General features: G+C 66.5%; 25 protein-coding genes. 15 read left to right on the plus strand and 10 right to left on the minus strand.

Going from position 1 to position 24,169, the window contains the following annotated elements:
- Nucleotides 1-169 precede the first annotated feature (169 nt).
- The 6 genes from Q0A15_RS09635 (at nt 170) to Q0A15_RS09660 (ending at nt 8,754) form a co-directional block, all read left to right on the plus strand.
- A complete protein-coding gene (locus Q0A15_RS09635; protein ID WP_291279315.1) occupies nt 170-1,315 on the plus strand; it encodes a GuaB3 family IMP dehydrogenase-related protein in 1,146 nt (381 codons plus the stop codon).
- Between the two features lie 80 nt (nt 1,316-1,395).
- Nucleotides 1,396-2,265, plus strand: coding sequence for an SURF1 family protein (locus Q0A15_RS09640; RefSeq protein ID WP_291279316.1), 870 nt, complete (start codon nt 1,396-1,398; stop codon nt 2,263-2,265).
- A complete protein-coding gene (locus Q0A15_RS09645) occupies nt 2,262-2,768 on the plus strand; it encodes a DUF3817 domain-containing protein (protein ID WP_291279317.1) in 507 nt (168 codons plus the stop codon). Before Q0A15_RS09640 ends, Q0A15_RS09645 begins: the two co-directional genes overlap by 4 nt.
- Nucleotides 2,769-2,847: 79 nt before the next feature.
- On the plus strand, nt 2,848-4,395 hold the full coding sequence (gene guaA, locus Q0A15_RS09650; protein ID WP_291279339.1) for a glutamine-hydrolyzing GMP synthase: 1,548 nt from the start codon (nt 2,848-2,850) through the stop codon (nt 4,393-4,395).
- A 178-nt stretch (nt 4,396-4,573) separates the two neighbouring features.
- On the plus strand, nt 4,574-8,479 hold the full coding sequence (locus Q0A15_RS09655) for a DNA helicase (RefSeq protein WP_291279318.1): 3,906 nt from the start codon (nt 4,574-4,576) through the stop codon (nt 8,477-8,479).
- Entirely contained in the window at nt 8,476-8,754 is a 279-nt protein-coding gene (locus Q0A15_RS09660; RefSeq protein ID WP_291279319.1) for a hypothetical protein, read from the plus strand. Before Q0A15_RS09655 ends, Q0A15_RS09660 begins: the two co-directional genes overlap by 4 nt.
- Nucleotides 8,755-8,843: 89 nt before the next feature.
- Here the strand turns inward: Q0A15_RS09660 and Q0A15_RS09665 are convergent, their stop codons facing one another.
- From Q0A15_RS09665 to Q0A15_RS09675, 3 genes are all read right to left on the minus strand, one after another.
- Nucleotides 8,844-9,452, minus strand: a complete 609-nt coding sequence (locus Q0A15_RS09665) for an RcpC/CpaB family pilus assembly protein (RefSeq protein ID WP_291279320.1) — start codon at nt 9,450-9,452, stop codon at nt 8,844-8,846.
- A 214-nt stretch (nt 9,453-9,666) separates the two neighbouring features.
- Nucleotides 9,667-9,990 carry an FmdB family zinc ribbon protein gene (locus Q0A15_RS09670; RefSeq protein WP_291279321.1) on the minus strand — a complete coding sequence of 108 codons (324 nt, stop codon included), beginning with the start codon at nt 9,988-9,990 and terminating at the stop codon, nt 9,667-9,669.
- Nucleotides 9,991-10,119: 129 nt separating this feature from the next.
- Complete coding sequence (locus Q0A15_RS09675) at nt 10,120-10,752, minus strand: 5-formyltetrahydrofolate cyclo-ligase (RefSeq protein WP_291279322.1); 633 nt, start codon at nt 10,750-10,752, stop codon at nt 10,120-10,122.
- Between the two features lie 146 nt (nt 10,753-10,898).
- Between Q0A15_RS09675 and Q0A15_RS09680 the strand changes: the two genes are divergently transcribed.
- A complete protein-coding gene (locus Q0A15_RS09680) occupies nt 10,899-11,822 on the plus strand; it encodes a hypothetical protein (RefSeq protein WP_291279323.1) in 924 nt (307 codons plus the stop codon).
- Nucleotides 11,823-11,899: 77 nt separating this feature from the next.
- On the opposite strand, the gene Q0A15_RS09685 is transcribed toward Q0A15_RS09680, so the two are convergent.
- The gene (locus Q0A15_RS09685; RefSeq protein WP_291279324.1) at nt 11,900-12,409 is read right to left on the minus strand and encodes an Lrp/AsnC family transcriptional regulator; all 510 of its coding nucleotides are present in this window, start codon (nt 12,407-12,409) and stop codon (nt 11,900-11,902) included.
- 66 nt (nt 12,410-12,475) lie between these two features.
- Here Q0A15_RS09685 and Q0A15_RS09690 point away from each other — a divergent pair, with 66 nt between their 5' ends.
- A complete protein-coding gene (locus Q0A15_RS09690; RefSeq protein ID WP_291279325.1) occupies nt 12,476-13,699 on the plus strand; it encodes a pyridoxal phosphate-dependent aminotransferase in 1,224 nt (407 codons plus the stop codon).
- Here the strand turns inward: Q0A15_RS09690 and Q0A15_RS09695 are convergent.
- Together Q0A15_RS09695 and xseA are read right to left on the minus strand one after the other, a co-directional pair.
- Complete coding sequence (locus tag Q0A15_RS09695) at nt 13,696-13,983, minus strand: exodeoxyribonuclease VII small subunit (RefSeq protein WP_291279326.1); 288 nt, start codon at nt 13,981-13,983, stop codon at nt 13,696-13,698. The two genes, Q0A15_RS09690 and Q0A15_RS09695, sit on opposite strands and share 4 nt — an antisense overlap.
- Nucleotides 13,984-14,025: 42 nt before the next feature.
- Nucleotides 14,026-15,321 (minus strand): exodeoxyribonuclease VII large subunit, encoded by a 1,296-nt coding sequence (gene xseA, locus Q0A15_RS09700; protein ID WP_291279327.1) that lies wholly within the window; start codon nt 15,319-15,321, stop codon nt 14,026-14,028.
- Between the two features lie 181 nt (nt 15,322-15,502).
- Between xseA and Q0A15_RS09705 the strand changes: the two genes are divergently transcribed.
- Together Q0A15_RS09705 and Q0A15_RS09710 are read left to right on the plus strand one after the other, a co-directional pair.
- A complete protein-coding gene (locus Q0A15_RS09705; RefSeq protein ID WP_291279328.1) occupies nt 15,503-16,405 on the plus strand; it encodes a hypothetical protein in 903 nt (300 codons plus the stop codon).
- 10 nt (nt 16,406-16,415) lie between these two features.
- Nucleotides 16,416-17,126, plus strand: coding sequence for a DUF1345 domain-containing protein (locus Q0A15_RS09710; RefSeq protein WP_291279329.1), 711 nt, complete (start codon nt 16,416-16,418; stop codon nt 17,124-17,126).
- Here the strand turns inward: Q0A15_RS09710 and Q0A15_RS09715 are convergent.
- Nucleotides 17,116-18,090, minus strand: coding sequence for an NAD-dependent epimerase/dehydratase family protein (locus tag Q0A15_RS09715; protein ID WP_291279330.1), 975 nt, complete (start codon nt 18,088-18,090; stop codon nt 17,116-17,118). The genes Q0A15_RS09710 and Q0A15_RS09715 overlap by 11 nt on opposite strands.
- A 164-nt stretch (nt 18,091-18,254) precedes the next feature.
- Here Q0A15_RS09715 and Q0A15_RS09720 point away from each other — a divergent pair, with 164 nt between their 5' ends.
- On the plus strand, nt 18,255-18,917 hold the full coding sequence (locus Q0A15_RS09720; RefSeq protein WP_291279331.1) for a TetR/AcrR family transcriptional regulator: 663 nt from the start codon (nt 18,255-18,257) through the stop codon (nt 18,915-18,917).
- Between the two features lie 46 nt (nt 18,918-18,963).
- Here the strand turns inward: Q0A15_RS09720 and Q0A15_RS09725 are convergent, their stop codons facing one another.
- Nucleotides 18,964-20,139 carry a DNA recombination protein RmuC gene (locus tag Q0A15_RS09725; protein WP_291279332.1) on the minus strand — a complete coding sequence of 392 codons (1,176 nt, stop codon included), beginning with the start codon at nt 20,137-20,139 and terminating at the stop codon, nt 18,964-18,966.
- 54 nt (nt 20,140-20,193) lie between these two features.
- On the minus strand, nt 20,194-21,018 hold the full coding sequence (locus Q0A15_RS09730) for an MOSC domain-containing protein (protein WP_291279333.1): 825 nt from the start codon (nt 21,016-21,018) through the stop codon (nt 20,194-20,196).
- Nucleotides 21,019-21,093: 75 nt separating this feature from the next.
- Between Q0A15_RS09730 and ychF the strand changes: the two genes are divergently transcribed.
- Genes ychF through Q0A15_RS09750 form a run of 4 tightly spaced genes read left to right on the plus strand, consistent with a single transcriptional unit; the run spans nt 21,094 to nt 23,307 of the window.
- Nucleotides 21,094-22,200: a redox-regulated ATPase YchF gene (gene ychF / locus Q0A15_RS09735; RefSeq protein WP_291279334.1), complete on the plus strand. Its 1,107-nt coding sequence runs from the start codon at nt 21,094-21,096 to the stop codon at nt 22,198-22,200.
- Nucleotides 22,197-22,703: a GNAT family N-acetyltransferase gene (locus Q0A15_RS09740; protein WP_291279335.1), complete on the plus strand. Its 507-nt coding sequence runs from the start codon at nt 22,197-22,199 to the stop codon at nt 22,701-22,703. Before ychF ends, Q0A15_RS09740 begins: the two co-directional genes overlap by 4 nt.
- A gap of 33 nt (nt 22,704-22,736) precedes the next feature.
- Nucleotides 22,737-23,045, plus strand: coding sequence for a type II toxin-antitoxin system RelE/ParE family toxin (locus tag Q0A15_RS09745; protein WP_291279336.1), 309 nt, complete (start codon nt 22,737-22,739; stop codon nt 23,043-23,045).
- The gene (locus tag Q0A15_RS09750; RefSeq protein WP_291279337.1) at nt 23,005-23,307 is read left to right on the plus strand and encodes a HigA family addiction module antitoxin; all 303 of its coding nucleotides are present in this window, start codon (nt 23,005-23,007) and stop codon (nt 23,305-23,307) included. Before Q0A15_RS09745 ends, Q0A15_RS09750 begins: the two co-directional genes overlap by 41 nt.
- A gap of 339 nt (nt 23,308-23,646) precedes the next feature.
- On the opposite strand, the gene Q0A15_RS09755 is transcribed toward Q0A15_RS09750, so the two are convergent.
- Nucleotides 23,647-23,952 (minus strand): hypothetical protein, encoded by a 306-nt coding sequence (locus tag Q0A15_RS09755; protein WP_291279338.1) that lies wholly within the window; start codon nt 23,950-23,952, stop codon nt 23,647-23,649.
- Nucleotides 23,953-24,169 lie beyond the last annotated feature (217 nt).

The raw sequence follows: 24,169 nt of genomic DNA on the forward strand, positions 1-24,169 counted from the left end.
ACTACCCCCCCTTACGTGGCGGCCCCTCCGGGCGGTCCACGCATGCCCGACGGGAGGGGCCCGGCTCCGCGGATCCGGTCACCTCCCGTCGTCCGTTGCGCCGCAGGCGCCACATCGTCGCCACGTCACGGCCTGCTCCCCGAGGGAAGTTGGTTGGTAGGCTGAACCGGTGAACAACGACATCGAGATCGGCCGATTCAAGAGCGCCCGGCAGGCCTGGGCCCTGGACGATGTGGCCATCGTCCCCAACCGTCGCACCAGGGATGCCGAGGACGTCTCCACGTCCTGGCGGATCGATGCCTACACTTTCGACACCCCGTTCATCGGCGCCCCGATGGATTCCGTGATGAGCCCGGAAACCGCTATCACCCTGGGTCGCCTGGGTGGGCTCGGCGTGCTGAACCTCGAGGGGATCTGGACCCGCCACGAGGACGCAGAGGCCGTCCTGAAGGAGATCACTTCGCTCGAATCCGAGCGTGAGCGCGGTGCGGACCCCAAGGTCACGCGTCGTCTGCAGGAACTTCTGGCAGCGCCCATCCGTCCTGAACTGATCAAGGCTCGGCTTGAGCAGATCCGGGAGGCCGGCGTGGTGGTGGCGGGTTCGCTGACGCCTCAGCGGATCCAGGAACACTACAAGACGGTGCTCGAGGCCGGCGTCGAACTCTTTGTGATCCGCGGTAACACGGTGTCGGCCGAGCATGTCTCCTCACACCACGAACCGTTGAACCTGAAGCAGTTCATCTACGAACTCGATGTGCCCGTGATCGTCGGTGGCGCGGCCGGCTACACCCCGGCCCTGCACCTGATGCGCACCGGTGCCGCGGGCGTGCTGGTGGGCTTCGGTGGCGGCGCCACCGGAACCACGCGGAGGGCCATGGGCGTCCACGTCCCCATGGCCACGGCCATCGCTGACGTAGCAGCGGCTCGGTCGGAGTACCTGGACGAGTCCGGCGGCCGCTACGTCCACGTCATCGCCGACGGCGGCGTGTCCACGTCCGGCGACATCGTCAAGGCCCTGGCCTGCGGCGCCGATGCCGTCATGCTGGGTACCGCCCTTGCCCGGGCGGAGGAGGCCCCCGGCCGCGGTTGGCACTGGGGGATGGAGGCCTCCCACGAGAAACTTCCTCGCGGTGACCGTGTGAAGGTCGGCACGGTGGGCCCCATGGAGCAGGTCCTTCACGGCCCGTCCCACCACACCGACGGGACCTCCAACCTGGCCGGGATGCTGCGCAAGTCCATGGCCACCACCGGCTATGTGGACCTGAAGTCCTTCCAGAAGGTGGATATGGTCCTGAGCCCGTACACGGCTTCCTGACGCGTTTCCGTGCGCTGTGGGCCGGGAGTCACGTCACACCCGGCCCACACGTGTCTTCTACGGGCCGTAGACTGGTTGGCGTGCTGAAGACCGCCCTGAAACCCAAGTGGATCCTGACCTTGGTGGGTTGTCTGCTGTTGGCGTGCGTTTTCGTTCTGCTCTCCAGATGGCAGTTCGGACAGTCTGAGACCCGCACAGTGGACCCGAATCGGGACACGGAGACCGCGGTCGCGCTCACCGATCACTTCCAGCCCGGCCGCGACATGTACGTCCCCGACGCCGACCAGGTGGTGACCATGTCCGGTCGCTTCGTTCCCGATTCGGCCGTGCTGGTCAACAACCGACTGCGCAACGACATCGAGGGCTACTGGGTGGTCGCGGCCTTCCAACCGGACGGCGCCCCGGATGACAATGTCATCCCCGTGGTGCGCGGCTGGGAGGAGAAGGCCGAGGCACCCGAGTCCCTGCCCAAGGGCAGCGTCGACATCGAGGGTCGCTTGCTGCCCTCCGAGGCGCCGACCGAGACCCCCAACCGGGACGCGTCCGAGGATGGCTACCCGGATCTGTCCGCGGCTCGCCTGGCCAACGTCTGGGACCGCGACAGTTACGCAGGCTTCGTCGTGGCCTTCACCGCCACTACCCAGGACGGCACCGACGTCTCAGCGGCGTCGGCCGGCCTCGAAACCGTGAAGGTGGGCCCGCAGCCGGATGAGACCAACCTGAACTGGCTGAACGTCTTCTACGGACTCGAATGGGTCGTCTTCGCTGGACTGGCCCTGTTCGTCTGGTGGCGGCTGGTGGCCGACGACAAGTCGCGTGAGGACGAGTACCAGGCGGATCTGGCCGCCTGGGAGGCCAGGCAAGCGGCACGTGAGCGACTGGCCGCGCGCTCCACAGATCATGAACCCGGTGCCGCAGATCCTGAGCACCCCACTACGGAGAATCGATGAGTCAGAACTTGCCAGATCCGGCAGACCTTCCTGCAGCGGAGGACGATCCCCGTCCCGAGCGCAAACGCCGTTCCTTTGCCGGAACCCACCAGCAGATCCGTGCCGCCGCCGTGTTCTACAAGATCGCGGCCTGGATCACCGGCGTCATGCTGCTCCTGCTCGTGGTGGAAATGATCCTCCGATATGGCTTCGACGTGTTCCTCTACGCGGGTGGCACCGACCTGGCCGGCGGCTCCAACGTGCTGTCCCTGGCGGCCGACGGGGAGATCATCGACGGGTTCAACATCTCCATCGCAGTGCTGATCGCCCACGGTTGGCTCTACGTGGTGTACCTGCTGGCCGTGTTCCTGTTGTGGTCCCGGATGCGCTGGGGACTGGGGCAGTTCATCGCCATCGCCCTGGGTGGCGTGGTGCCCTTCCTTTCCTTCTTCATGGAGGCCAAGGTGCACAAGCAGGTGATGGCCGAACTGGCCGCTCACCCCGAAGCCATCCGCCGCTACTGACGACTCACATACGTCTTTGTTTTCCGCTTCGACTAAGGTTTGATCCGTGACTTCCACTCCCGCAACTGAGCAACGACCGGTGCTCGTGATCGACTACGGCGCCCAGTACGCCCAGTTGATCGCCCGCCGCGTCCGCGAGGCCAACATCTACTCGGAGATCGTGCCGCACACCGCCACGACCGAGCAGATCCTCGCCAAGAACCCCGCAGCCATCATCCTGTCCGGCGGTCCGTCCTCCGTGTACGCGGACGGTGCACCGCAGGTGGGACCGGATCTGTTCCAGGCCGGGGTCCCGACCCTGGGGATCTGCTACGGCTTCCAGGCCATGGCGCGCGCCCTGGGCGGCACGGTCTCCAAGACCGGCCAACGCGAATACGGTTCCACCGGCGTGGCCTCGACGGACCAGACCTCCTGCCTCTTCGAGGGCATCCCGGCCGACCAGGTCACCTGGATGAGCCACGGCGACTCCGTCACCGAAGCCCCCGAGGGATTCTCCGTCCTGGCCAGCTCCGAAGGCGCCCCCGTCGCCGCCTTCGCGAACGACGCCTCACACCTCTACGGCGTGCAGTGGCACCCGGAGGTCAAGCACTCCGAGTACGGCCAGACCGTGCTGGAGAACTTCCTCTACCGCGGCGCCGGCCTCGAGCCCACGTGGAATGCGGGCAACATCGTCGAGGACCAGGTGGCGCGCATCCGCGCTCAGGTCGGTTCCAAGCGCGCCATCTGCGCGCTGTCCGGTGGCGTCGACTCCGCCGTCGCGGCAGCCCTGGTTCAGCGGGCGATCGGTGACCAGCTCACCTGCGTCTACGTGGACCATGGCCTGATGCGTCAGGACGAGTCGGCCGAGATCGAGAAGGCCTTCGGTACCGCGCACGGTGGGGCCGTCCTCAAGGTCATCGACGCTTCGGACGTGTTCCTGTCAGAGCTGGCAGGGGTCACCGATCCCGAGGCCAAGCGCAAGATCATCGGTGAGCAGTTCATCCGCACCTTCGAGCGTGCGCAGGCGGACATCATCGCCGAGTCGGAGGGCGAGGATGTCGCCTTCCTGGTGCAGGGCACTTTGTACCCCGACGTGGTGGAGTCCGGCGGCGGCGAAGGCACCGCTAACATCAAGAGCCACCACAACGTGGGCGGCCTGCCCGACGACATCGAGTTCGAACTCGTGGAGCCGCTGCGCACCCTCTTCAAGGACGAGGTCCGGGCGGTCGGTACCGAACTGGGTCTGCCGGACGAGATCGTCCACCGCCAGCCCTTCCCCGGCCCCGGCCTGGGTATCCGCATCATCGGTGAGGTCACCCGCGATCGCCTTGACCTGCTGCGTCGCGCCGACGCGATCGCCCGCGCAGAACTCACCGCTGCAGGCCTGGACCGCGAGGTCTGGCAGATGCCGGTGGTGCTGCTGGCCGACGTGCGCTCCGTGGGCGTCCAGGGCGACGGTCGCACCTACGGCCACCCGGTGGTTCTGCGACCCGTTTCCTCCGAGGACGCCATGACGGCCGACTGGTCGCGACTTCCTTACGACCTGCTCTCCAAGATCTCCAACCGCATCACCAATGAGGTGGATGGAATCAACCGCGTGGTGCTTGACGTGACGTCCAAGCCACCGGGAACCATCGAATGGGAGTGAACGCATCAGCGTTCTGGCGGGCGGCGTACGTCCTGGGACACCAGGAGGTATGCCGCTCGCGGCGTGTAGGGGGCAATTTCCCGAGTGAGGGCCGGGCGGTCCACTACGGTTGAGGGCAGAGGCGAACGGGTGCGCACGTGTCGGTGACGGCCCGGTCAGAAAGGACACGAGAGGCATCGTGAACGAACAAACCGGTCAGGACGCACGCTTCGGTGCGTGGGTTCAGTCCCTTGGACCAGGGGGAGGCGACTCCCTGCTGCACTTTGTGCCCACCCCACGCAATTCCGTGGAGTTGACGCACGCCCATCCCTCCGGGTTGGCCCAGTTGCTCTCGGGCCGCCGCACGCGCCTGTCCACGCTCCTGCGTGACCCCGTCCAGTACACCGCCGCTCGTCGTACCGCTCGCGCCATCTCCTCCACCGTCTCCGATGTGGCGCAGCAGCGCGGCATCGAGGTCGGCTACCTCGCCACGGGGCTGTTGACCTGGCGCACGCTGCGCACCGGTGGGAACGACTTCCACTCCGCACCCGTGATGCTCGGGCACGTCTCCTGCGAACGTCGTGACGGCGTGGACGACGAGGAATTCCAGCTCGTTGAACGCTGCCGCCCCAACCAGGCACTGCTGCGGCACCTGATGCACACCTTCGGCGTCAAGGTCTCTGCTGACGAGCTGCTGGATTCCGCCTACATGACCGCAAGGTTCGACCCTTCTGGTCCCATCGCGGTGCTGCGTGAGGCCCTGAGGGACGTGCCCGGCCTCGTGGTGGCCGACCGCATGGTGGTTTCCACCTTCGCTGACGTGGCCGACCCTGCCGATCCGGAGGTCGTCTCCGGCGACCACCCCATCATCTCGGCTCTCATGGACACCGTGGGCGACGACACTGTGCGTCCGGGGCGGCGCAGCCGCGCAGGACGCACCGCGGTGGAGGAGACTTCCGCGCCGGAGGAGTCGTCCGAGGACGTAGCCCCGGACGGGGCCTCCTCCGGGAACGACGTCGCCACCGAGGATGCGGACGGCGAGACCCAGGAGACCGCCGTCGGGCATGAGGGCGAGGGCGCCGACGGCGCCGCGGAGCCCGCCACCAGCCCGGACACGGGCATCGCGGAGACCCTGCGCGACGACGTCATGAGCGTTCCGAGCGACCTGCGCGATCCGGCGGACGAACTCGTGGTCCTGGACGCGGACGAGTCGCAGTACGACGTCCTCGAAATGGTGTCTGCCGGACGATCGGTCACGGTGACCGCGCCCGCCGGAACAGGTTCCACCACCTTGGCGGTCAATGCGGCAGCTCGCCTGGCCGCGGCCGGCAAACGGGTGCTGGTGGTCGCGGAACGGGAACAGTCCGTGCAGGATTTCATCGGCTCCATGGCCAGGGTCGGGCTGGACTCGCTCGTGGTGAACATGCGTCGAGACACCAGTGCCGACACCCTTCGGGCAGGGCTGGTGCGATCCGTGCTGCGCAACGAACGCGCCAAGCGGTCGGACACCTCCTCCAACGATGCGGTACTGCGGGACCGCAGGGTCTCGCTCGTGGAACACGTGCGCTCCCTGCGTTCGGTGCGCCCTCGCTGGAATGCTTCTCCGCTGCAGGCCATGCGAGAACTGGCCAGGGTCACAGCGCAGGTGCCTGCCCCTGCCACCCGCGTTCGCCTGAAGCGTTCCGTGCTCGATGCCATGCCCCGTCGCGCGCCGGTGGTGGAGCAGCTGGAACGGGCCTCCGATCTCGGAGCCTTCGACGCGGCCACCAAGCGCAGCCCCTGGTACGGGTCACGGCTCTCCCACCGTGGTGAGGCCGAAGCGGCCGTCACCCTGGTGACCGGGCTGGCCAAGGACCTACCGCCGCTGCGCGAGCGGTTGGAAGCCATCGCCAAGGCGACCCGGATCAAGCCGGTGAAGACGTTCTCGCAATGGGGTAAGACCCTGCGCCTGCTCGTGGACGTGCGCCGGAGCCTCGATCAGTTCGAGCCGGACGTGTTCGACAAAGAGGTGGACGACCTCATCGCGGCAAGTGCCACCGCCACATGGCGCCGCGAGCGTGGCATCGAGATGAGTTCCGTGACGCGTTCGCGGCTGCGTCGAGTCGCCAAGGAATACGTGCGTCCGGGCGTCCACGTGGAGGACCTGCACGCCGCCCTGATGCAGGTCAAGGCGCAGCGCGAGGCTTGGAGCGTGCTGGCCACGGACCACCGCTACCCGTCCGTCCCGTCTGGGCTCGAGGCGGTCCTGAACACGTATCGGCAGGTGCTCGGACGGCTTCAGGAACTGGAACGGCTGCTGCCTGAGGGTACGGACGAGTCCGTGCTGACCAAGCTGGCGCTGCCCGCTCTGGACCGCAGGCTCGAGGAACTGGCCGGAACGGAAGCGGACTTGGAGACCCTCCCCGAGCGCACCATCCTTCTGCGGGAACTGCGCGAACAGGGGCTGGGGGAGCTTCTCGATGATTTCGAGACCCGCCAGGTGGCCCGTCACATGATCGACGCCGAGGTGGAACAGGCGTGGTGGCAGTCGGTGCTGGAGGCCATGGTCTCCGGTGACGATTTCCTGGCCATCCAGGACGGGGCCACCCTGTCCCAGATCCAGCGGGAGTACGGCCGCGCCGATGCCAAACACGTCGGAGGCGGCGCCGAGCGGGTGCGGTCAGCGTTGGCCCACCGCTGGGCCGGCGCCATCGTGGACCATCGTGTCGGCGCCCGGGATCTGCGAGCCCTGCTGAAGATCGGTGATCCGGAGATCGCGGAACTGTGCGCCATATCGCCGGATCTCACCGGAGCGTTGGTGCCGGTGTGGGTGGGTGCCCCTCTCTATCTGCCCACCGCGCTGCCGACCAATGCCCGGTTCGACGCGACCATCATCCTCGACGCCGAGTCCCTGTCCCTGGTGGGTGGGCTCAGCGCCGTGGCCCGTTCACCGCAGGTGCTGGCCATCGGTGACCCGCAGGCAGGCACACCGCGGCCACTGAATGTCTCGGTGGATCCGGGGGAGGCCTCCCACCGGACGTCGACGCCGATCAGCACGTTCGACGCACTGGCGTCCGTCACGCCGTGCCGGAGCCTGTCGCGAGTCCATCGTCTGACCGACGAACGTCTGGTCGCTGCACTCTCCACTCGGTACGAGAGTGGCCTGAGCGCTGTCCCCTTGGGGAGTGAGGGGCAGAGCGCCCGCGTCATCCTGGTGGACGGTGCCATGGCCACCGGTGGGCAGGCAGGTTCCATGACCACCAAGGCCGAGGTGGAGGTCGTGGTGGCCAAGGTCTTCGAATCCCTGGAACAGCACCCAGAGCGGTCACTGGCCGTGGTGGCGGGCAATTCAGAGCACGCCAGGGCCGTGGCCAAGGCCGTGGGGAAGGCCCTTCCCTCGCACCCGGAGGCCCAGGCCGCCATCCAGCGCCGTGACGAGCCGTTCGTGGTGACCAGCGCGGAACGCGTGTCCGGGTTGCGCCGCGATGCGCTGATCTTCACGTTGGGCTATGCGCGTACCGCACATGGCCGTCCTGTCCACGACCTGGGCAGGCTGGGGACGGCGGCGGGCGCCCGCGCGGTCACGGCCACCTTGGGAATCGGTCGCGAGGACGTGACGGTGATCAGCGCCTTCGGTGCCGACGAATTGGACCCGGCCCGGTTGCAGCACGGAGCCGCCCTGATTCACGCCGTGCTTGAGTCACTGAGCCACGACGGCGGAGTGGCCGCGGCCGTGTCACGAGATATCGACACCCAGGTGACCCCGTCGGACACGCTGCTGCGGGACCTTGCCGAACGTTTGCGGGCCTGGGGACTCGAAGTCGGGGTAGGACAGGGTTACGGGATCGACCTGGCCGTGGCGCCTCCCGCCGGAAGCACCGCGAAACCGGTTGCCGTGGTCTGCGATGGGTCCGACGACTATGCCCAGGCCGCAGTGCGGGAACGCTCGCGGGTGCGTCCAACGGAACTTCACCTGCGCGGTTGGAATCCGGTGCAGGTCTGGACCATCGACGTGTTCTCGGACCCGGCCTCCGTGGCCAGACGGATTGCGTCCAAGGCCGGCGTCCTCACGCCGCGCGGCAGGCACGATGCCACTGCCGTCCCGGAGGAAAAGCCGGAATCATGACCGGGAGACGGCACCGTGGCTCTCGGCGTTACGAGGCTCAGCCAACTCATCTTCCCGGGCAGCCGGCCACGGGAGATGTGGACGGTTGGCTCACGCGGCAGGCGGACCGAGAGGCCGAGGCTCAGGCTCTGACCGGAACGCCGGGTCATACTGGCTCTGATGCCACCGACGCCGGGCGGGGTGGGTCGCCGGCCAGTGAGGACCAGGCCAAGGTTCAGGCCGAGGATTCCAGGGCGGCGTGGTTCCGGGAACAACGCCCGCCGCACTGGGGTTGATCGCCAGAGCTGGGGTTGATGGCCAGCACTGGGGTTGATGGCCGGCGCTGGGTTGATCCTCAGTTCGTTGGACAGCGTTGGACCGAGGATCAGCCGCTGACCACCAAGGAGATCGGGCCGCGTCGCGGAGCCGAGGACAGCGTGGCGGCATCCGCGCGCGGAACAGCCACGACGATCACGGGATCCTCGGCCGTCCCACCGGAGGCCCAACTCGGCTGCTCGGTGCCGTCTGCCCCGCTCACTGACAACACGCGGGCTGCCCTGGCCACCGTGACATTACGTTGTTCCTTGGCGGAATCGCCCTGCGTGACGATCACGTCCACCTGGTCGCCTGCGCGAATGAAACCCACCGGCGTGCCGCGTCCCGGCTGCAAGCCCACCGCGACCTGACCCGCAGGCAGGTGACGGGCGGGATCGGCCCCGGAGAGTGCCTGCAGATGAATCGGGATCCCGCGCGGCCAGGGAAGCGAAAGAGTCTTACCTACCAAAGCGGTGGCGTCGGCCGGTTCCAGGTCGGAATCCCCACTGATCCTCACCGTGGTCAGGTCCGCTCCGGTCAGGACGTGTCCGGCAGGGAGGTCACGGACAGGGGCCTGCGCTGCATAGGTGGGCCCGGCGTCCGGTGCCAGCGCCCGCAATCCTGCCGCGACGGCAACGAACACGAGAGCAGCGAGGAACAGGCGTCGGTACCTGCTCACGAATTGTGAGGGGCTTCGACGCAGCGGCTGCTGTGACGGCGGCCGGCTGCGGGCCGGGAGCCGATCATGGTGCCGGTCGGAGCGCTGGGGGTTCCGTGGAACGCGGGTCCTGGTGAACATGCCAACCAGTGTGATCCCGACGCCGTCCGCCCGGTGGGGGAACAGTCCTCGGCTGTGGACGACACGCCCTCAGGGGAGGACGTGTCCGGCGAATTCAGTCGCCTGCGGCCGCCGCCTTGCCCGCGGGTGCGGAGGACACAGAGGACGCAGCCGCGGAGGACGCAGCCGCGGAGGACGCAGCCGGGGTCGAGGACTCCGCGGCGGACTTCGTCGCGGCGGGCGCGTCGGAGCTGGTGCTGGTGGAGCGCGAGTCGTTGCGGTAGAAGCCGGAACCCTTGAAGACCACGCCGACCGAGTTGAACTTCTTGCGCAGGTGGCCCTGGCACTGCGGGCACACCGTGAGGGAGTCCTCGTCGAAGCTCTGGAAGATGTCGAAGTGGTGCCCGCAGTCCTTGCAGGCGTATTCGTAGGTAGGCATGAGAACCTTGCGTCGGTTGTGCGTTGAAGTGAGTGTGGATGTCCCAACGATGCTGCGGATGGCAGGAAAACGGGCATCCACCGAGGAGCGATTCTACCGCCGGGTGACGGCAACCTCCCGCGAGCGCCGTCACAGTGGAAGGTGACGGACGCCCTCTTCGGTCCAGACCGCGTCGAGCGTCGCATCCCAAGGATCGCTGGGCACCGCTGCCACGACTTCGTCCGCGAAGACGCACGCCACGGTGGGCAGCTGCGGGTATGCAGCCAGGAAGGTGTCGTAATAGCCGCCGCCTTGTCCCAACCGGGTGCCGTCATGACCCACCTGCAGCGCCGGTACCACCACCAGGTCCAGATCCGCAGGCTGGGCCGGCTGGGCGCCGACGGGTTCGGGGACCGGAGCGTTCTTGCCCTGCGCGACCCGCACCGATGGGGTCCACTCCACCCACTCCAGGACCCGGTCTCGCCCGGAAACGGGGAGGAGTACGCGAAGTCCCGCGGCATGCCACGCCGCGATGGCCTCGGCGGGGTCGGGTTCCCCGGGTGCAGCCAGGTAGGCCCCGATACATTCCACGCCGGGGACCAATCCGGCCACGTCGGCCGCACTCCTGGCCAGCCGATGGGCGTCCGTCAGGTCGGTATCGAGGTGCCCGACGGCGGCGCGCCGGCGCCGCTCGCGCCTGACCGTCCGCCTCACGTCGGCTTTGGTCCCCGGTCCGGGGACGGGTGCGGCCGCCTTCGACGACTCATCCGGATTCTGCGACATGCGGACATCGTCGCATGGCGTGCGTCTTGTGACACGCCCCGTGGCCTGGGCGGATGCGGTGTCCTGGCCGGATAACGTTGAGACGTCGGCTACCGCTGGCAATGCTGTATCTGCTTCCCGTTCTCTTTATGTGCCAGGAGGGTCCAATGGCAACGCAGGATCAGGCGTTCAAGATCCGTTGGGGCAAGCTGTCCCTGGCGCTGCTCGGCGCGCTGGCGCTGGTGGCCGTGCCCGTGACCTTCGTCGTGGCCTGCTTCACGACCCTGAGCTTCCTGGTGCCGCTGGGGTGTGCCCTCGTGGTCATTGCGAGCTTCGTGGGGCTGCGTACCTCCGCCATTCGCGACCGTAAGCGCAGGGCATGGGCCCGGGCGGAATCCGCCGTCCCTGAGGAAGAGTTCGCGGAGAAGTCCAGACAGGATCCCGAAGCCCAGAGTGGTCAGGACGGTGCCGAGCAGGCGCCGACCGAACGCGCCTCTGAAGCCGAGGGCTCGGAGGACACCGCCGCGGAATCCGTGGAAGAGACGGTTTCCGAGCCCCAGGTCAAGGTGACTGCTGAGGTGAAGGTGACCGAGGAAGCCTTCGATTTCGAGGCACCGGTCAGCGACGTCGATTCGCCGCTCAAGGCTGCACTCGGCGTCGATGTCGCGGCCGAGCGGGCCAAGGACGAAAGCGTCGAGGGCGAGGCCGTCGAACCCGGAGCGGAGACCGACGTCGTGGCCCAGGACGGTGCAGAGGGGTCGTCCCACGAGCCGCAGGACACCACGGATCAGGCCTCGGTCAAGAACTCGGAGAGCACTTGGTCCCCGAGGGGCGTGCCGACCCCCACCTACGTCAATGCGGAACCCGTGGAGCGTGCACTGCCGGAGGCACAGCCAGCGGCCGAGGAGAAGAAGGCCACGTCGGTGACCAGTATCCGTCAGGCCGAACGCGATCGCGCCGAGCTGGAGCGTACCGGTACGGACGCGCGGGACATCGAGCCTTCGGCCCAGGACATCGACGACGAGATCGTCGACGCCGAGACGGCCAAGCGACTGGATCTTGACGCGGTGCTGCAGCGCCGTCGCGCCTGATCCCACCCGGCAACGCGGTCGGACCGGAACCAGGCCGGCCGAGGTCACGTGGTGCCCACCGGGTGATGTCTCTGAGGTCAGACGTGTCGCGATCCCACACCCGCACCCGGGTGGTGAGCAAAGATCAGGGTGGTCTCCGTGTGTGCCACGGACGCGTCCGTGGTCAGGTTGTCCAACACCCAGTCCCGCAGCGCGTCCGTGGAGGCAACGGCGATCCTGAGCATGTAATCGGTGCCGCCGGAGAGATGGAACATTTCCAATACGTCGGGCAGTTTCGGTGCGGCCTCGGTGAAGCGGTCGATCTCGTCGCGGTCGTGGGCGCGCAGCTTCACTGCAATGAGTGCCTGTACCGGGCGGCCCAGCGCCTGAAGTGACACCGCAGCGTTGAAGCCGGTGATGATGCCGCGTTCCACGAGGGAACGCGTGCGCACCAGTGCGGTGCTGGGCGCCACTCCGATGGCGTCGGCCAGCGCCGCGTTGCTCATGCGGGCATCCGCACTCAACAGGTCGATGATGGCCCTGTCCGTCTCGTCCAGTCCGTGAGTGTTTCTGGCGTTGGACGGGTTGCTTGCCTCCGAGGTGGTCATGGGTTCCATTGCACCACACACGTCACTTTGTCCCCGCTGCGTCCCCTACGGTGACAAGATGGGTCTGTGTCTGAGATCAAGAAGTCGGCCAAGCTCTCCAACGTCCTGTACGACATCCGTGGCCCGGTGCTGGACGAGGCCCAGCGCATGGAGGACCAGGGACATCGCATCCTGAAGCTGAACATCGGCAACCCTGCGCCGTTCGGGTTCGAGGCGCCGGATGCCGTGTTGGTGGACATGATCCGCAACCTGCCACAGGCCCAGGGTTACTCCGACTCGCGCGGCATCATGTCCGCGCGTACCGCGGTCTCGCAGTATTACCAGACCAGGGGCATCCAGACCATCGGCGTGGATGACATCTATCTGGGCAACGGCGTCTCCGAATTGATCCAGCTGAGCCTGAACGCCTTGTTGGACAACGGGGACGAGGTACTGATCCCGGCGCCCGATTACCCCCTGTGGACCGCCTCGACCTCCCTGGCCGGAGGAACGGCCGTGCACTACTTGTGCGTGGAGGAGGAAGGGTGGATGCCCGATCTGGAGGACATCGCCTCCAAGATCACGCCCCGGACCAAGGGCATCGTGGTGATCAACCCGAACAACCCGACCGGTGCGGTGTACCCCAAGCCCGTCCTGGAAGGCATCCTGGAGTTGGCCCGCCAGCACGACCTCATCGTGTTCGCAGACGAGATCTACGAGAAGATCACCTACGACGGCGTGGAGCACTACAACATGGCCGCGTTGTCTGACGACGTGGTCACCCTGACCTTCTCAGGCCTGTCCAAGGCTTACCGCGTGTGCGGTTTCCGAGCCGGCTGGATGGCCATCTCCGGTCCCAAGCACCGGGCCGCGAGCTACATCGAGGGCCTGAACATGCTCACCAACATGCGCCTGTGCGCCAATGTGCCCGGGCAGCATGCCATTCAGACCGCGCTGGGCGGGTACCAGTCCATCAATGACCTGATCCTGCCCGGCGGGCGGCTGCTGGAGCAGCGCAACCTGGCCCACCGCATGCTCAATGACATCCCCGGTGTCTCGTGTCAGCCGGCCAACGGGTCGTTGTACCTCTTCCCCCGCCTGGATCCGGAGGTCTATCCGATTCAGGATGATGAGCTCTTCGCGCTGGATCTGCTCAAGCAGCAGAAGATCCTGGTGACGCAGGGAACCGGCTTCAACTGGGTGGCACCCGACCACTTCCGGTTGGTGTTCCTGCCGGACACGAAGATGCTGGCTGACGCCATCGGACGGATCTCGGAGTACTTGGAGGACGTCCGCGAGCGGGTGGCCTAGTTCGCGGACGGCGCGGAGCCCTCGGGGTCTGCGCTGCCGCGGACCGCGTCCAACCGGGCCTTGGCTCCGGCCAGCCAGCCCTCACACCGCTGGGCCAGGGCCTCGCCACGCTCCCACAGGGCCAGCGATTCCTCCAGCCCGGCTCCTCCGGCTTCCAGCCGTCGGACCACGTCCACCAGCTGCGCTCGAGCCTGTTCGTAGCTGAGCTGGTCGATGTCCTGGGTTGCCGTGCCCTGCGCCCCGGCGGCGCCGGTGTCCGAGGGGTTCTGATCCTGAGTGCTCATGTCTGCTCCTCGCTGGTTGTCAATCTGGTGATGCGTTGGTGTTCAGTTCTGATGGCGTAGCTGGTCTGGGAGTGCCCCACGAGAATCCAGCGCCAGTAGGCCCCGCGCCAATCGTGCGGTGACGCGAGTGCCTTCAGGAGCCTGCTCCGCCTCCCGCAAGACGGTGCCGTCCTCGTGCTGGAGGACCGCATACCCACGGTCCAAGGTCTGTTGGGGGGAGAGGGAACGAACGCGTGCCGACAGGTGGGCAATCTCGTCCTCGGCTCGGGATACCCGCTGACGTACCGCGTAGTCACCCCGCACCTGTAAACGCGTCAGGTCCTCGTCCCTGGTGGAGATCATTCCGTACGGGTCGCGGAGGACCGGCCGGGAGCGAAGAGTGTTCAGGTCTTGTGCGGAGCGGTCCAGCAGCCGGCCCAGTCCCTGTCGAAGCCTGTGCCTGGCCTCCGCGATCCCTGCACGTTCCTCTCCAACGTCCGGGACCACGCGTTTGGCCGCATCGGTGGGGGTGGAGGCACGGAGATCCGCGACGTCGTCCAGGAGTGGGCGGTCGGCCTCGTGGCCGATGGCGGAGACCACCGGAGTCCGGGCAGCGGACACGGCGCGGACCACGCGTTCGTCGCTGAACCCCAGAAGGTCTTCGAGGGACCCGCCGCCACGGGCGATGATGATGACGTCCACGGTGGCATCTGCATCCAATTCCTGGATGGCCGCCGTGACCTCACCGACGCAATGCACACCCTGCACCGCCGTGTGACGCACTTCGAAGGCCACCTCCGGCCAACGCAGGCCGGCATTGCGCAGAACATCCTTCTCAGCGTCGGAGTCCCTGCCGGTGATGAGGCCGATGCGCTGGGGGAGGAAGGGGAGCGGACGCTTACGGTCGGCGTTGAACAGGCCCTCCTCGGCAAGTTGTCGGCGCAGACGTTCCAGCCTCGCCAAAAGGTCCCCCAGCCCCACGGGCCGCAGATCGGTGGCGTTCATGGAGAGCCGGCCCGCCTTGAGCCAGAAACTCGGCTTGACCTGGGCGACAACCCGCGAGCCTACCTCGGGCTGGTCGGGCAGGTTGCGCAGCACATTGGCCCAGATGGTGACAGGTAGCGAATTGTCCACCTCCAGGTCACGCATGGTCAGATACGCCGCGCCCTTGCGGAGATTGGCCTCGATGAGCTGGCCCTCGATCCAGGTGGAGGGAGCACGCTCGATGTGTGTCTTGAGGTTCTGCGCAAGCAAGGACAACGGCCACGGGTTGTCCGGGGTCGTGGCAGCCGCGGTGGGAGGCAGGGTCCTGGCAGGGTCCGGGCCATCGGGATCGAGGCCCTGGGGTTCCTGGCTCATGGTTTTCCTCCGTGTCCGTGGCTTGGTGTCGATGTGCCGTGCAGCCGACTCACCGTTCCCATGGTGTACAAGCTGCCTTAAGTACACTACGACTCACCGACGGTTTGCTCGTCGACCCGCAGGCTCCGCACGTTGCGACGAGACACACCGGCATCCGGCCAGGAAGAGGACCCTCACCATCATGCGCAATGTTCTGGCAGTTCTGCTTGCCGCTGTCGCCGCCTTCTGTGGTGCCGGTGCTTGGGCGGGGTACACCATGGACAAGGCGCTGACGCAACCGGAGATCGTCCGTACCACCGTGGGGCCGCTCATCCACGACGAGGGCGTGCAGGACATGGTCGCCACCCAGGTCCGTGAGCAGATCGTCTCGCGTTTGCCCGGGGGAGTCATCCAGGAGAAACTCAAGCCCGCAGTGGATGCCGCAGCGAAGACCGCCACCAAGAGGGTGCTCGAGGACGACGAGGTGGACAGGGCTTGGCTGCAGGTCCTGGACCTGACGCGTGAGCGCTACACCGACCAGGTGCGTAGCGGGAAGGAGAGCGCGGGGCACATCGAGATGGTCTTGGACCCCGTCGCGGATCTGGCGGGTGACCATGTGGGAGCGGCCTTGAAGAAGGTCGGTGTGGACGTGAAGAGCAAGCCCGACCTCACCTGGCGCATCTCGCAGGACCTCTCCGACGTCTCGCCGCTGATGTCGCTGGTCACGCCCATACTGACGCTCACCGTGACCCAGTCTGCGCACTGGCTGGTGTACTCCCTGGTGGCCGCAGGCTCATTGCTGCTTGCGCTGTTGGCGGCCAGACGTCGGGCGATCGTGTTCGTGACCGCAGGTTTCCTCTCACTCGCCCTGGGGCTGATCGGCGCCGGGGCCGCCGGCATGGTCTCGAACGGGACCGAGAGCAGCAGCAACGCGGTGATTCGGTCGATTGCCGAGGTGTTCACCGACCAGGTGCGCGGGGCCTCCGTGCCCTTGAGCCTGGTGGGTGGGGCCTGCATGATGGTGGGCATCGTGACGATGGTGGTCACCGGCGTGCGTCGCCGCAAGGCCGCAGCTGAGGATGACTTCGACTGGGACGAGGACTGATTTCAAGGGCATGGCAACCCGTTATGTGACCGACCTTTCAAGGGCCAACTGGTCGGTAGCGGTCGCTACCGCGGTCGGTGCGGTTGCTGCCTGGATTCTGGCCGTGACGCGAGGACCGGTGGGGGACCGGGAAGAAGCATCGCTGATCATCGATTTCTACATGATCATGTGGGTGTCGTTCACCGCGGTCTACCTGGTGTGGACCCACCTTGCCTACTCCAGGCGAGGGCCCCAGGAGCTGCGTGTCTCGGCACGGACCGAGCAGCAGCGAGGGCGTCGTGTGTTGATGCGGGTGATGGGCTACGGGGGTCCTTCGAGCTGGACCATGGGCGGGGCCATCGTGGCGATCATCATCACGTTGTGGATAGCCCAGTCTCCTTCGCACCGGGAACAACCCTTCTACATCATCATGGGCATCGTCATCGTGGCGTGTTCTTGGGCTCTTATGGCTTACGGATTCGCCTTGGAGTACTTGCGCCTGGCCATGGGGTCCTCGGACGAGGTGAACCATCTCGAACTGGCGGTCGAGGACGGAGCACGCTTCGGCGACTACCTGACGTTGGCCGTGATGGCCTCCGCGATGGGCAGTACGGACATCGCGCGGGTGCGGTCGCGCACGGCATGGACCGTGGTCCGCACCAATGTGATCCTCGGTTTCGCCTTCAATTCCGTCATCGTGGCGATGATGGTGTCGCTGTTGATCGGTGGCCTCAGCTCCTGATCCCGGAGCCCTCCGGTTGGGCTGCCAAGGTCGCGCTGGAGGACAGAACCTCCTCCCACGGCGTTGACCGCAGCCCGAAACGATCGGTCAGGACCCCGGGTGTCATCACGGCGGGCGCGTCCCACAGGTAACGCTGGCGGCCCAGTTCCCGGAACTGGGCGTTGAAGGGCCCGACGGCGGAGAACAGCGCCCACGGAAGTCGCCTGACCTTGGCCTCGCCTCGGTGGGCGGCCGAGGCCGCAGACGCCGCCATCGCCCGCTGGGTGAGGGGAGGTGTGGACGGTGCGAGGAGGACGGCGTCGCCGTCCTGGGCGAGTTCGTCGGCGTGCTGGGCAGCCGTGATCATGGCTCGAGTGAGATCGGGGATGTAGGTGACGGAGCGTGGGGCGTCGGGATCGCCCATGACCCAGGCGGTCTTGCCACGGGAGCTGGGGTTCAGGACCAACTGCAGGAAGACCGACGTGGCGGCCGACGCCGTGGGACCCAACAGGTCCGCGGCAACCACCGAGAGGGTGCGAGCCGGGTGCGCTGCCCGGGCCGTCAGCAGTTCTGCACGTACCCGACCCAGTGGCGAGCACGGGGCAATCCGGGCTCCCTCGATCAATTCCTCGGCACCCTTGCCGAAGGCATAGACGGACTCGGGGAAGACGACAGGGATGCCGGCGCCGGCTGCGACGTCCATGACCGCTGCCTCCCGGTGGGGGAGATCGCGCCGCCAGGCCTTGACGTCGTAGGCGGTGTGGATGCAGTGGAAGATCGCCGCGGCAGGTTCGCCGCAGGCTGTGTCGCCGCGTACCGCACGGGTCAAGATTTCGGGATCACCCGCGTCGCCACGGAGCAACTCCGCACCCTCTGCCGGTGCCCGCTCCCCGCGCCTGATGACGGTGACCCGGTGGCCTTCCCGCACCAGATCCTCTGCCAGTTGGGCGCCGATCTGACCGGCGCCGGTGATGACGTAATGCATGACTTCCTCCTAAATAGTGAGCAATGCTCTCGAAGTTGTGAGACCACCGTAGGGGAGTGTCGGGCACATTTCAAGAGCAGTGCTCACAAAGTGGCGTGTCGACATCTCTGAAGCCGTTCGGTCCGTGCCAGACTGACGGCATGGACCGTCCCAGGAGAAGTCACGTGCAGGCCCGCGCCGAGATGCGAGAAGGCATCCTCAGGTTGGGGCGCGAACAGCTCGCGGAACGGGGAGCAGCGAATCTCTCCGTGCGAGAGATTTCGCGTGGCCTGGGCGTGGCATCGTCTGCCATCTACCGGCATGTGGCCAGTCGCGACGAGCTGCTGACGTTGTTGCTCGTGGACGCGTACGAGGATCTTGCGCGGGTTGCGCTCGAAGCCGAAGGACGAGCCGCCACACCGTCACAGCAACTCGACGCACTGGTACGCGGAATGCGCCGGTGGGCCGTCACGGAACCGTCTCGTTGGGGACTGATCTATGGCACTCCGGTGCCGGGGTTCGCCGCGCCGAGAGAGTCCACGACGGGACCGGGGACCAAGGTGATGGCGCGTTTCGCGGTGCTGCTCGCATCGGGACGAACGTCCGACGATGCTTCGACGCCTCCAAGTGAGCAGCTGAGCCATGCCCTGCTCGACGGACTGGCCGACCTCGGTGTGGACCTCACCGCGGGATCGGCGGCCGAGATCGCCCTGGCCTGGGCCTCGCTGGTCGGCGTCATCAGCGCCGAGGTCTTCGGTCAATTCGGTCCCGGATTCCGGGCTACGGGGGAGGAATTCCTGCAGCGGTGGATCGACACGACCGTGGAGAGGTTCGGCCTGGAGGGCTGAATGCCCTGTAGGCCTGTTCCAGCGGCTGCGGTCGGAGGGGCGCCGGTCAGAAGTTCTCCGGTGCGGGCCGAGGCGCCGTCTCGATCTGACGGCTGGACTCGAAGGGGACGTCGGCGTCGTCGCGCTGACCTGGGTCCAGCTCGTTGATGCGGCGCAGGCTCGGGGCGACCCTGGACTGCAGGGCGCCCACGAACTTGTTGTACCCCTCCACCGAGGCGCGCAGGGACGAACCCAGTTTGTCCATGTGACTCGAGAGCGTGGTGAGTCGGCGATGCAGTTCCTGGGCCTCGTCGAAGAGGGCTCGGGCATTCTGGGTGACGAGTTCCTGCCGCCACGTCACCGCCAACCCCTTCAGCACGGCCAGCAGAGTTGCGGGGGAGGCAAGGACCACGCCACGGGCGAAGGCGTCGTCCATCAGTGCGCCGTCCGTCGCCAGTGCCTCGGACAAGACCGACTCTGTGGGCAGGAAACACACCACCAGATCAGGTGATCCGGGGAGAGAGGCCTGATAGCGCCGATCACCCAGCGCATTCACGTGGGCGCGTAGAGCCTTGGCATGGGCCGCCAACAAGGCGGACTTCTCCCGTGCCGCCTCCGGGGAGTCCTCGTTCTCCAGCCGGTGGGCCTCCAGCAGCTTGTCCAGCGGAACCTTGGCATCCACGGCTACGGACTTCCCGCCTGGAAGCCACACCACGAGGTCGGGGCGCCCGGATTCCACGACCACCTGCTCGTCGAAATCCACATGCCGCAGCATGCCGGCGGCCTCCACCACACGCCTGAGCTGGACCTCGCCCCACGTGCCTCGTTTGCCGTTGTCCCTCAACGACGAGGACAGCGACGTGGTGGTGCGCAACAGTTCGGCATCGTTGTGCGCGGCGCGCTGCAGCTGTTCGTTCAGCTGGGAGTACTGGTCCACCCGGTCACGTTCCAGCGTCTGCACGGAGCGTTGCATGCTCGCCAGTCGTTCCGACACCGGCCCCAGGGCACGCAGCACCGCTTCGTCTCGCGCTCGCCGGGACTCCTCGGTTCCGGTCCTGGACTCCAACGCATCCGCGCGCGCACGTGCTGCGGCGGCCTGCTCCCGCGCCGCCGAGGCGGCGTCGCGCGCCTCACGCAACGACCCGTCGTCGTGCATTCGTCGGAACACCAGCGTGCCGAGCACGCCGAGTCCGGCACCGACCAGAAGCAGGAGGACGGCCCAGAGAACGGTAGCGAAGGTCATGGAACCAGCGTGCCACCAGCCCCCGACGGTTTGGTTCAGGCCGACCGGTTTGGTTCAGGCCGGCGCCGGAACGGCAGGAATCGGGGAGGAAACCTCGTCTCCCACGCGGATCACCCCACCCGCATGTGTGGGAAGGAAAAGGGCTCCCAACGTCGGCTCCTGCTGACCAAGGTCTTGCGTGAGCGAGGTCAGTAAGTCGGCCTCTCGGAGGCCCGTGTCTGGATCCGCCTCGATCGCCTTGCACCTCACGATGGTCTTCTGCGCGGTGAGTGCCACGTCGCCGACGCGGATCTCGGCACCGGTTTTCGCCCACTCCAGCTCCTTCCAAGCGGGAAGGTCGTCCACCACGACGTTGGACCGGAACCTGCGTGAGTCCACAGGGATGCCCGGTGCGCATCCGGCCAGGTCCTCGACGGAGGCCGCAGAATGCAGGGAGACGAATCCTCGTGCGCGGTCCTGGAAACGTGACGTGCGGCCGTCGCCCACAAGGACCAGGGGGAGATGCCCCGGCCTCCGCAGGCGGCGTGCGTCCGGCCCGGCCAAGATCCAGTCGGCCACCGCGTCGGCCAGTTCGCGGCGCCCGTCGGGGTCCAGCCCGGCGGAGACCACGAGGTCGCCGTCCTCAGTGAACGTGAGCGTCTCTCCGTCGAAGGACACACGTAGCCGGGCCAGTGAGGGAAAGGTCATGAGCGCAAGACCCTTGGCCTTGGGCCAGTAGTCGAGGCCGTTCTGGTCCTCGGGCTGCGTAGCGTTGGCGAATCGGAACGCCAGGACCCGGTCCCCGGCGATCCGCCCGTCGTCCTGGACCGTGAGTTCACTCATGGGTTCGGGCGTGAAGCCCTTGACGGGGTAGCGGTAGAGCGCGGAAACGTGTGGCATGCCATCATCCTTGCAGCAGTTCGGGGTGATACCGGGGCATTCAAGGGGGACACTTCGAAGGTAGAATAGCGGACCGTGGCTCTTACTATCGGAATCGTCGGACTGCCCAACGTCGGCAAGTCAACACTCTTCAATGCGCTGACCCGGGCACAGGTGCTTGCCGCGAACTATCCGTTCGCGACCATCGAACCCAACGTGGGCGTGGTGCCGTTGCCGGACGAGCGGCTGAACCAGCTCGCCGAGCTGTTCCATTCCGAGAAGACGGTGCCTGCCACCGTGTCCTTCGTGGACATTGCAGGCATCGTGAAGGGTGCCTCCGAGGGAGAGGGTTTGGGTAACCAGTTCCTGGCCAACATCCGCGAGGCCGAGGCGATCTGCCAGGTGACCCGCGGCTTCCACGACCCCGACGTCATCCACGTCAACGGAACCGTGGACCCGGACGACGACATCGAGACCATCACCACCGAGCTGGTGCTGGCCGATATGCAGTCCGTGGAGAAGGCGCTGCCGCGTCTGCAGAAGGAACTGACCAACAAGAAGGTCTCCAAGGAGCACGTGGCTGCGGTTGAGCAGGCACTGAAGGTCCTCGAGGACGGGCGCACCCTCTACAGCGCGGCCGCCTCGGAGAAGCTGGATCTCCAGGAACTCAAGCCGCTGCAGCTGCTGACCGCCAAGCCGTTCATCTACGTCTTCAACATGGACGACGAGGGCCTGGCCGACGAGGCGCTCAAGACTCGCCTGGCCGAGTCGGTGGCTCCCGCCACCGCCGTGTTCCTCGACGCCCAGTTCGAGTCCGAGCTCGTTGAGCTGGACGAGGACGAGGCCACCGAGATGCTGCACGAGGCCGGCTACGACGAGTCCGGCCTGGAGAAGCTGGCCAAGGCAGGCTTCGGGACCCTCGGCCTGCAGACCTACCTGACCGCAGGCCCCAAGGAGGCTCGCGCCTGGACCATCCCGATCGGCGCCACCGCACCCGAGGCCGCAGGCGTCATCCATACCGACTTCCAGCGTGGCTTCATCAAGGCCGAGGTGATCAGCTTCGAGGACCTCATGGAGGCCGGCTCCACGCAGGCCGCCCGCGCCGCCGGCAAGGCACGCATGGAGGGCAAGGACTACATCATGAAGGACGGCGACGTGGTGGAGTTCCGTAGCGGAATACCCTCTGGAGGAGGGAAGAAGTGAGCCTGAACCGTAGTGATCCTGCTGCTCATATTCGGCCGGTGAACGGCGCGAGTGAGTACCCGAGACTTGTAGAGATCTGGCGGAGCGCTGTCGATGCGACTCACGAGTTCTTGGCTACGGCGCACCGTGATGAGATTCAATCGCGTCTTGAGTCGGACTACCTGCCAGAGGTCGATGTTTACGTGGCAGAGCGCGACGGTGCGGTCACAGGGTTTGCAGGCGTCTCAGGGCCGAAACTGGAGATGCTCTTCGTTGAAGCCAGTCACAGAGGTGGCGGGATTGGCTCTGGTCTGTTGGACGCTGTCGTTGCCAACTATGGCGTGACGACTCTCGATGTCAACGAGCAGAACGCGGCGGCTGCCGAGTTCTACCAGCGACGCGGTTTCGTCGTCGTCGGCCGAAGCGATGTGGACGAGCAGGGTCTTCCATATCCATTGCTGAGGATGGCTTTGCCGGGAAGCGAAGCAACCGGGGACGTGGTGGAGTTCCGGTTTAACGTCTAGCGTTAATGACGCTCCCCGTTATAATCTGATTGCATGATCAGATCGTTCGGCGACAAGGAGACCGAACGGCTGTGGCGCCGTGAGCGCGTGCGGGCGATCGATCCGAGGATCCATCGGGTCGCGCTGCGCAAGTTGCGTCAGGTGGGGGCCGCGCAGTCTCTTGAGGACCTCCGCGTCCCGCCCGGCAACCGGCTCGAGGCGCTCAAGGGTGATCGTGCCGGACAGCACAGCATCAGGATCAACGACCAATGGCGCATCTGCTTCGCGTGGACCGACGCCGGACCGGAGGAGGTGCAGATCGTTGACTACCACGGACAGGATCGAGCCGATCCACCCGGGTGAGGTCCTCATGGAGGACTTCATCGAGGGCTTCGGCCTCACGCAGAACAAGCTCGCGGTCTCGATCGGGGTTCCGCCCCGACGGATCAACGAGATCGTGCACGGCAAGCGAGGCATCACGGCAGACACCGCGCTCCGGCTCGCGAAGTTCTTCGGGACGTCGGCGGAGTTCTGGATCAACCTGCAAAGCCACTATGAGCTGGACCGTGCGGAGGACCTGGCGGGAGAGCAGATCGCCTCGATCACGCCGCTACAGGTCGCGTGATCGTGCCGGCTGAGAACCCGGACCCGAACGGGTGGTCAGTCAGACCGGAGGACCCGTCCCCGACGATGTAACTCGACTCCTGGCAACGGTCCCGGAGTGGTTCGGGATCCTTGAGTCCAACGCCGAGTACATCGAGGCCGCTCGGACCAAGGAGACCTGGACCGTCCGCGCTCGAGGAGACCGAACTCTGGGGAGAGGGCACCCCCTGCCTGATCATGGTGAAGCCACTTGGTGAATCGGGGGGCCGCGCCGCACTGAGAGACGTCGTCCCCAGACGTTGCTCCGTGCCGGAATGCGGTGGAGTTCCGCTTCAACGATTGATTTCGCCGGCTCGGGTTGTCATGGAGAACCAACGTCAGGCAGCCCCTCGAGCTCACGCGCGGTGAGCGGTGAAGACGAGTACCCCGATGCTTTGCGCGGCCGGTTCCCCTTCGAACCCACCGAAAACAGCGTCGACGAGCAACCCCCGGCAGTGAGTAATGAGCGCAGGCGGTCCTCGCCGCGGAGGCGGATGCCATCGCATTCCTTTCGCTCCCGTCCTACGGCATCGACCTCATGAGCGCAGAAGTTGATCAGTCCGCTGGACTCGTCGACGCGGGTCGTTTGGTACCAGTGATGGCTCGGATCCTCCAGCAGCTCGGTCATCCGGTGGCTGCGTTCCTTCGTCCAGCGCTCCCATCCGCGCGCATGCGGGTCGCACGAATCGAACGCCAGTTGCCCGCTAGTGTCGCGTGTCGTTAGTTCCTAAATGGTTGGTGGTTTGGGAGAATTGGGTATGGCGAATTCTCCTGCTCCGGCGTTGCCTCTACGGGTTGGCGACAAAGATGTATTGAGGTCGTGGACGAGGTCCACGGCGATGCGC

Origin of the sequence: Galactobacter sp. (assembly GCF_022712295.1) — a bacterium.
In the GTDB taxonomy this organism is placed as follows: Bacteria; Actinomycetota; Actinomycetes; order Actinomycetales; family Micrococcaceae; genus Galactobacter.

Bases quoted from the DNA above. Each gene is read 5' to 3' on its own strand.
- Q0A15_RS09645 (WP_291279317.1), top strand. From the start codon at position 2,262: ATGAGTCAGAACTTGCCAGATCCGGCAGACCTTCCTGCAGCGGAGGAC.
- Q0A15_RS09660 (WP_291279319.1), top strand. From the start codon at position 8,476: ATGACCGGGAGACGGCACCGTGGCTCTCGGCGTTACGAGGCTCAGCCA.
- Q0A15_RS09670 (WP_291279321.1), bottom strand. From the start codon at position 9,990: ATGCCTACCTACGAATACGCCTGCAAGGACTGCGGGCACCACTTCGAC.
- Q0A15_RS09675 (WP_291279322.1), bottom strand. From the start codon at position 10,752: ATGTCGCAGAATCCGGATGAGTCGTCGAAGGCGGCCGCACCCGTCCCC.
- Q0A15_RS09680 (WP_291279323.1), top strand. From the start codon at position 10,899: ATGGCAACGCAGGATCAGGCGTTCAAGATCCGTTGGGGCAAGCTGTCC.
- Q0A15_RS09685 (WP_291279324.1), bottom strand. From the start codon at position 12,409: ATGACCACCTCGGAGGCAAGCAACCCGTCCAACGCCAGAAACACTCAC.
- Q0A15_RS09695 (WP_291279326.1), bottom strand. From the start codon at position 13,983: ATGAGCACTCAGGATCAGAACCCCTCGGACACCGGCGCCGCCGGGGCG.
- xseA (WP_291279327.1), bottom strand. From the start codon at position 15,321: ATGAGCCAGGAACCCCAGGGCCTCGATCCCGATGGCCCGGACCCTGCC.
- Q0A15_RS09705 (WP_291279328.1), top strand. From the start codon at position 15,503: ATGCGCAATGTTCTGGCAGTTCTGCTTGCCGCTGTCGCCGCCTTCTGT.
- Q0A15_RS09710 (WP_291279329.1), top strand. From the start codon at position 16,416: ATGGCAACCCGTTATGTGACCGACCTTTCAAGGGCCAACTGGTCGGTA.
- Q0A15_RS09715 (WP_291279330.1), bottom strand. From the start codon at position 18,090: ATGCATTACGTCATCACCGGCGCCGGTCAGATCGGCGCCCAACTGGCA.
- Q0A15_RS09725 (WP_291279332.1), bottom strand. From the start codon at position 20,139: ATGACCTTCGCTACCGTTCTCTGGGCCGTCCTCCTGCTTCTGGTCGGT.
- Q0A15_RS09730 (WP_291279333.1), bottom strand. From the start codon at position 21,018: ATGCCACACGTTTCCGCGCTCTACCGCTACCCCGTCAAGGGCTTCACG.
- Q0A15_RS09745 (WP_291279336.1), top strand. From the start codon at position 22,737: ATGATCAGATCGTTCGGCGACAAGGAGACCGAACGGCTGTGGCGCCGT.
- Q0A15_RS09755 (WP_291279338.1), bottom strand. From the start codon at position 23,952: ATGACCGAGCTGCTGGAGGATCCGAGCCATCACTGGTACCAAACGACC.